Annotated in this window: 4 protein-coding genes and 1 pseudogene; 4 read left to right on the top strand and 1 reads right to left on the bottom strand. The window is 47.3% G+C overall.

Annotated elements, in window-relative coordinates; all coding sequences use genetic code 11:
- Positions 1-117: 117 nt before the first annotated feature.
- The 4 genes from B5D35_RS16405 (at position 118) to B5D35_RS16420 (ending at position 6,577) form a co-directional block, all read left to right on the top strand.
- Positions 118-2,034 carry a PTS fructose transporter subunit IIABC gene (locus B5D35_RS16405; protein WP_078753614.1) on the top strand — a complete coding sequence of 639 codons (1,917 nt, stop codon included), beginning with the start codon at positions 118-120 and terminating at the stop codon, positions 2,032-2,034.
- A 139-nt stretch (positions 2,035-2,173) separates the two neighbouring features.
- Positions 2,174-3,361, top strand: a complete 1,188-nt coding sequence (gene manA, locus B5D35_RS16410; protein ID WP_078753615.1) for a mannose-6-phosphate isomerase, class I — start codon at positions 2,174-2,176, stop codon at positions 3,359-3,361.
- Positions 3,362-3,746: 385 nt separating this feature from the next.
- A complete protein-coding gene (locus B5D35_RS16415) occupies positions 3,747-5,267 on the top strand; it encodes a DUF1800 domain-containing protein (protein WP_078753616.1) in 1,521 nt (506 codons plus the stop codon).
- Positions 5,264-6,577, top strand: coding sequence for a DUF1501 domain-containing protein (locus tag B5D35_RS16420; RefSeq protein WP_078753617.1), 1,314 nt, complete (start codon positions 5,264-5,266; stop codon positions 6,575-6,577). The genes B5D35_RS16415 and B5D35_RS16420 overlap by 4 nt, the downstream gene beginning before the upstream one ends.
- A gap of 157 nt (positions 6,578-6,734) precedes the next feature.
- On the opposite strand, the pseudogene B5D35_RS16425 reads toward B5D35_RS16420, so the two are convergent.
- Positions 6,735-6,996, bottom strand: a pseudogene (locus B5D35_RS16425) (IS5/IS1182 family transposase); the annotation flags it as partial.

A 6,996-nucleotide genomic window follows, 5' to 3' on the forward strand; every position in this document is an offset into this window, starting at 1 on the left:
CTACGCTAGGTTACAAATATCCAGTAAAAGCCTTTTATCTCCTCTTTCTGAAACATAGGGGAAAAGCGGAAAATTACCCTTATCGAAACAACACAATAATTACCTGGGGTAGCAATCATGATTACGTCGCTAATCAATAAAAATCTGATTTGCCTGAATCTGAGCGCCAAGACAAAAGAAGACGTCTTTGTTGAGATGATCGAGCTTCTGCATGCGCAATGTCGCGTTAACGATAAAGCACAGTTTCTTGCAGATATTCATGCCCGCGAAGAGCTAGGCAATACTGGCTTTGAAGACGGCGTTGCGCTGCCGCACGCAAAAAGTGCTGCGGTTATCGAACCTGCAGTTGCGATTGGCATCAGCCGCGAAGGTATCGAGTACGGCGCAGAAGACGGCCTGCCTTCGAAACTCTTTTTCATGATTGCTTCGCCGGATGGCGGTGCAAACCACCATATTGAAGTGCTGGCTGAACTGTCTTCCAAACTGATTGAAGACGGTTTTATTGAAACGTTCATGCAGGCTGCAACAGCAGAGGACGCACTGGCGCTTTTGCTGGAGAAAAAAGAACAACAGGAAACACCAGAAGCTAACAAAGGCTTGTTAATTGGTGTAACGGGCTGCCCTGCGGGTGTGGCGCACACCTATCTAGCGGCAGAAGCACTGGAAAAAGGTGCCGCTGCGCTGGGTTATGAAATGAAGGTAGAAACCAACGGTTCTATCGGCGTGAAAAACAGCCCAACCGCTGAAGAGATTGCACGTGCAGAAGCGATTATCGTGTCTTGTGACAAGCAAGTGGATATGGCGCGTTTTGCCGGTAAACGTTTAATCAAAACAGGTGTAAAAGCCCCCATCAAAGATGCAAAAGGCCTGATCAACCAAGCCTTGTCAGCCCCTGAATACGTGGCAAATGCGGACGAGCGCGCCGCCGACAACGGTGAAAGCAAAGCATCACAAGCACGTTCTGACCTCTATCGTTACCTCATGAACGGTGTATCTCACATGATCCCGTTTGTTGTGACTGGTGGTCTTCTGATCGCACTGGCGCTCGCAATTGGTGGTCAGCCTACCGAAGCGGGCATGGCAATTCCTCCGGGTAGCCTGTGGAACAAAGTACTTGATGTGGGTGTGGTCGCCTTTACACTGATGATCCCTATTCTGTCTGGTTATATCGCTTACGCCATTGCTGACCGTCCGGGTCTTGCGCCGGGTCTGATTGGTGGCTGGATCGCCAACAACGGTTCGTTCTACGGTGCTGAAGCGGGTACTGGCTTCATCGGCGCTATCGTTGCAGGCCTGCTGGTTGGTTACTTTGTGAAATGGGTGGCTACCCGTAACTACCACAAGTTTATTCAACCGCTTGTGCCAATCATGATTGCGCCAATCACGGGTTCTCTGTTCATCGCAGGTTTGTTCATCTTCGTTATCGGTGCGCCTATCGCGGGACTGATGGAAGGCCTGAACACCATGCTGACCAACATGAGCTCAGGTAACGTTATCATTCTGGGTATTGTTCTAGGTGGTATGGCTGGCTTCGACATGGGCGGTCCATTCAACAAGGTGGCCTTCCTGTTCTCCGTCGGCATGATTGCAAGCGGTCAGACACAGTTTATGGGTGCCATGGCGTGTGCAATCCCTGTCGCTCCGCTGGGCATGTCTCTGGCAACCGTTATCGGCCGTAAATTCAACATCTTCGAAGAATCAGAAATCGAAGCAGGTAAAGCATCCGGTGCAATGGGCTTGGTCGGTATCTCTGAAGGTGCTATTCCATTCGCTGCGCAAGACCCAATGTCAGTGATTCCTGCGAACGTACTGGGTTCGATGGTTGCAGCGGTCATGGCCTTCTCATTCGGCATCACGAACAGCGTGGCGCACGGTGGTCCGGTTGTTGCTCTGCTTGGTGCGATGAACAAACCGGTTCTGGCGCTGGCGTGTATGGCGGCAGGTGCAATCGTCACCGCTCTGGTTGCAGTTTCTCTAAAGAAAATGCGTCAAGCTAAAGCTCAGAAAGAAAGTGCTTCTGTAGCAACTGCTTAATCGATTCCCCCTGAATTCGCCCCCTTATTCTTAAGGGGGCGTTTTCCTGTTTTAGATCCAAATTTAATGAAACGGTTCTGATACACTCACAGCCAGTTTTGAAACACTAAAAGAAGAACGAAGAAGAAGAAGAAGAAGAATGACGACTCACTTTTACCCACTGAACAATATTATCCAGGACTATGCGTGGGGCAGCCACGATGCCCTGAATACCCTATTCAATATCGCGAACCCTGAAAACAAACCACAAGCTGAAATCTGGATGGGTGCACACCCAAATGGTTGCTCAAAAGTGACCGTTGACGGCAATGAAACCCTGCTGTCAGATTTCATCAACACCGACATGACAAAGATACTTGGTGCAGGCACAGCGGCCCAATTTGGTGAACTGCCTTACCTGTTCAAAGTGCTTTCTGCTGAGAAAGCGCTGTCAGTACAAGTTCACCCAAGTAAAGCGCAAGCCGAAGAAGGCTTCGCGAAAGAAGAAGCAGCGGGCATTCCACTGTCTGCGGGCTTTCGCAATTATAAAGATCCAAACCACAAGCCTGAGCTTGTCTACGCATTGACGTCATACACTGCCATGAATGGCTTCCGTGACTACAGTGAAATATTGGGTCTCTTCCACCAGCTAAACATTGCTGAGCTCAGCGAACTTCTCAACGCACTGGAAGCGAACCAGAACGAAGCAGGACTGAGCGCATTTTTTGAAGCCATGCTGTCTTTGGATGGCGAGGTGAAAGCGAGTTGCCTTGCGCAGCTTATTGCGTTTGCAGACGCGCATAAAGAAGATGCCTTCTTTGCATTGCTATTGGATTTATCTACACAATACCCTGGCGATATTGGCCTGTTCTCTCCGCTCATTCTGAACACCATTACGTTGGCGCCAGGCGACGCCATGTTCCTCGATGCGTGTACACCTCATGCGTATATCAAAGGGACGGGGCTGGAGATCATGGCGAACTCTGACAACGTATTGCGCGCAGGTCTGACCCCAAAACACATGGATATCCCTGAGTTGGTTTCATGTACCCGTTGTGTGCCGATGCCAAAAGAGATCATACTGCTGGCACCTAACGTAGAAGGCAATGCACAGCATTACCCAATTCCAGTGCCAGATTTCAAGTTCAGTGTTTACCGCAACACAGAGAAGGAATCGCTAACGACATCCAGTGCAGAAATTCTGATCGCCATTGATGCACCGCTGACCGTTACACACCAAAGTGGAGATAGCGTGACGTTAAATAAAGGTGAGTCGGTATTTATTCCTGCCTCTACCCAACAGTATTCTGCTAGCACTCAAGGTTCGTTTGCTCGCGCTTACAATTAAAAAATAAAATAAAAAAGCCCGAAATCATTCGGGCTATTCTTTTGAAAAAACGCTTACACACACCAAAAGATTTGACTATTTAACTCAACAATAATTAATAAATTAACATACAAACAACGAAAATTAAAAAATACAACTAAAATTAATCTTTATTATTCATAGCATTAGACTCACTAAAACTTTTTTCATACTATGGAACTAGAAAAGATTCAATATTAGCTAATTCGTATATTATGTTTTAAACAAAACACCACATATTACCCTTGCAAAATAAACGCCATCTCATTCTAGAGACATATAAAATATCCACAACATGCCAGTCTAAACATTAATCGCGGAAAATTCTCATCGTCTATAGATACTAATTAGAGGAAGGATCCTGAGCATGTTGTCAGATATTGAAAATAATCCCATCAAAGCAAGCCGATTCCTGCAGCGAGCGACATTTGGGGTTAAAAAGGACGACTTGGAACAATTGATGTCCCAAGGAGTACTTTCATGGTTTGAAGAGCAAGCCACACTGAAAGAATCGCTGCATCTCCCCCTTGCTAGAGCATATACCCCTAACTTCTCTGAAATTCAGCGCGTTCGACTTAGAGCGAAAAACGGCGCTTGGTGGAATCTCGCTTTTCAGGCTAAAGACCAAGTTAAACAGCGAATGGCATTTGCACTCAGCCAGATATTCGTCGTTTCTTTCAACGGAATTGCCGGTAAGCCAGATAGGGTCGTCTACTACTACGATATCTTGCTAAAAAACGCTTTAGGCAACTATCGAAAACTCATGGAGGAAGTCACACTGACAGCCGCTATGGGGCAGTTTCTTACCATGGATGGCAGCAGAAAAGCGGACCCCGCAAAAAAAACGTTTCCTGATGAGAATTACGCACGTGAAATTATGCAGTTATTCACGATAGGTTTGTGGGAGCTCAACCAAGACGGCACTCCAAAACTTGATGCCAATGGTGCAAAGATTCCCGCGTATTCCCAGGAGGATGTGGAAGAGTTAGCACGTGCATTTACAGGCTGGTTTGGAAAAAGAAACGCCTTTCGCATGACCGCTAAACGTGCATATCACGACACCCAAACCAAACACGTGTTGGGGAAACAAATTAAAGCAAACCTCTCGCCTCGCCAAGATATTCGCCGAGCGATGGACATTCTTTTTGCACACTCCAACACTCCGCCTTTTGTCGCTACATTACTGATAAAACGTTTGGTTACCAGTAACCCGCGCCCAGAATATGTTAGACGTGTTGCTAACGCGTTTAAGGATAACGGGGCTGGTGTTAGGGGCGATTTAAAAGCCACGTTGCTCGCCGTGCTAACCGACAGTGACGCAATCAACGAAAGAGGGCTGGGTGACACTGTTATGGATTCTCGCAGTCATTTCGGAAAAGCGAAAGAACCCATTGTTGCTCTGACGCAGATAGGTCGCGGATTAAATATTGATTCAAAACATGACGCTTGGAACGATTATTTCGGTACATACTCGATACTAGGACAAGCACCACTCGAAGCGCCTTCCGTCTTTAATTTCTATACACCCGATTTTGCACCTCAGGGAGAAATTGCAGACAAAGAATTAACAGCACCCGAGTTCAAAATTATCAATGCTCAAACGCTACACGATACGCAAGATTTGATTCACCGATTAATCAACGGTGCATCTAAAGAGCATTGGATCTGGGATAAAACAGAGTTTGAAGAAGCCGCCAAGCACCATGAAGACTTGATTGGTCTAATTGAAGCGCGTTTTTTCTGTCAATCGATGTCGAACGGCCTCAAAAACAGGCTCTCCGCCTTGTTGGCAGCGAATGATAAATTGAAAAAACACAAAAAGGTCCGCGTTGCCCTTTATACCGCCCTCACCTCACCCGAGTTTTTCACCCAGGAGGCCCTCTCATGAAAATTTCTCGCCGTACTTTTCTTAGGGGCTCTGTGGCCGCAACAACAGCCAGTTTAGCAAGCCACCCTCTGTCAGCACAAAGCATTGAACATAGTGACTACAAAGCACTCGTTATTGTGTTTCTTTTCGGCGGTAATGATGCTTTCAACACCATCATTCCTCTCTCTTCTGCTCGCTACAGCGAGTATGCGCAAATTCGCGGACATTTAGGTGTACCTAAATCAGAGATTCTGAACACAGGACTACAGACGTGGCGAAAAGAGGACGTGGGTATCCATCAATCTCTTTCCCCACTGCTCCCTCTTTTTGAACGGGGTGATGCAAACGTCATTCTTACTTCAGGACAACTTATTGAACCAACCAACGCAGCAAAAATTGCAGCTGAGAGTGTAAGACTCCCTGAGTTTTTAATGGCGCACAACACCCAGCAACAAATGTGGCAAGCTGGTGCGACAAACCTGACGCGAGCATCTGGATGGGCGGGGCGAATGTTAGATAAATTCGCGAATCATTCCAGTGTTACACCTTTATTCTCCATTACCGGCGATAATCTGCTGCTCAGAGGTGATAGGGTAAGACAAAGCGTGCTGAGTACCAAAGGGGTGGGTAATTACCCTGCATGGCAACGTCTCAGTGCTTTTCGCGACGGATATTTTGGTCACTTTACCGATGAAACTTATCCCAATATCTATTCCCGCCAATACGCGAAATCCATGAGAAATGGCGTATTAGAAAATGAATTTCTGAGTGCCACGTTGGAGCAATTTCCTGCGCTTGACAGCATGCCACAAAGCCGTTTGGGCGGACAATTGAGCTTGGTGGAAAGACTCATTCGCGCCAACCAGACACTAGAGCAACCCAGACAAGTGTTTTTGGTTGGCATGGGCGGCTTTGACACACATAAAGACCAAGCAGATAGGCACCCTGCATTGCTGAGCGAAGTGGCAGAAGCGCTTGCGGCCTTCCAAGACAACATTGCGGCGCAAGGTCTATCAAACGCAGTAACGACAATCACGATGTCCGACTTCGGAAGACGAGCGCAACCCAACGCGACAGGCACAGACCATGGCTGGGCTGGCCATCAAATCGTGCTTGGTGGTTCAGTGCGCACTAAAAGAGCCTTCGGGCGTTTTCCTGAACTGAACTCTGGGAGTGCTCGCGATTACAAAAATGGAAGGATCATTCCTCTCATTGCTGCCGACAGGGTAAACGCAAGCTTGTGCCGTTGGTTTGGCCTTCCAGAAGCCGATATCATGGAGATATTCCCAAATATCAAAAACTTCAAAACACCTTACGTCTCATTTATCTAAGATAATCGCATAGTGGAGCAAGTGCTCCACTATGCGTGTTCTTCTTTCCTCTGCGAAAGCGTTTCTGATCTCACATCCATTCTCCTCCAAGTCCGCGTGAATGGGCTTTGTTGCTTAATTCGGTTGGAAGACATGGCAGCCTAAAGTTGTTCGGTTCTTAAGCAATATACTGAGTTTCAGGCATACCCAGTCCTGTAAGCTTGTTCAGCGCTTTGATCATAGCGTAAGTCTCGCCAACCTGAGCAATGTAATTTCTTAGGCCTAATTCCCCACCTAGCAGCTGTTTTACTCGGTACATTGCTGTCTCTGATAGTGAGCGCTTGTGATAGCCATACCGCTTTTTCCACTTCTTGTTGGAGCCGTAGAGCTTTTGACAACCTACTGCTAAATTGCGAGGGTGTCCTTGTTCCCAGAATGCA

Origin of the sequence: Enterovibrio nigricans DSM 22720, assembly GCF_900167155.1 — a bacterium.
GTDB classification, from domain to species: domain Bacteria; phylum Pseudomonadota; class Gammaproteobacteria; order Enterobacterales; family Vibrionaceae; genus Enterovibrio; species Enterovibrio nigricans.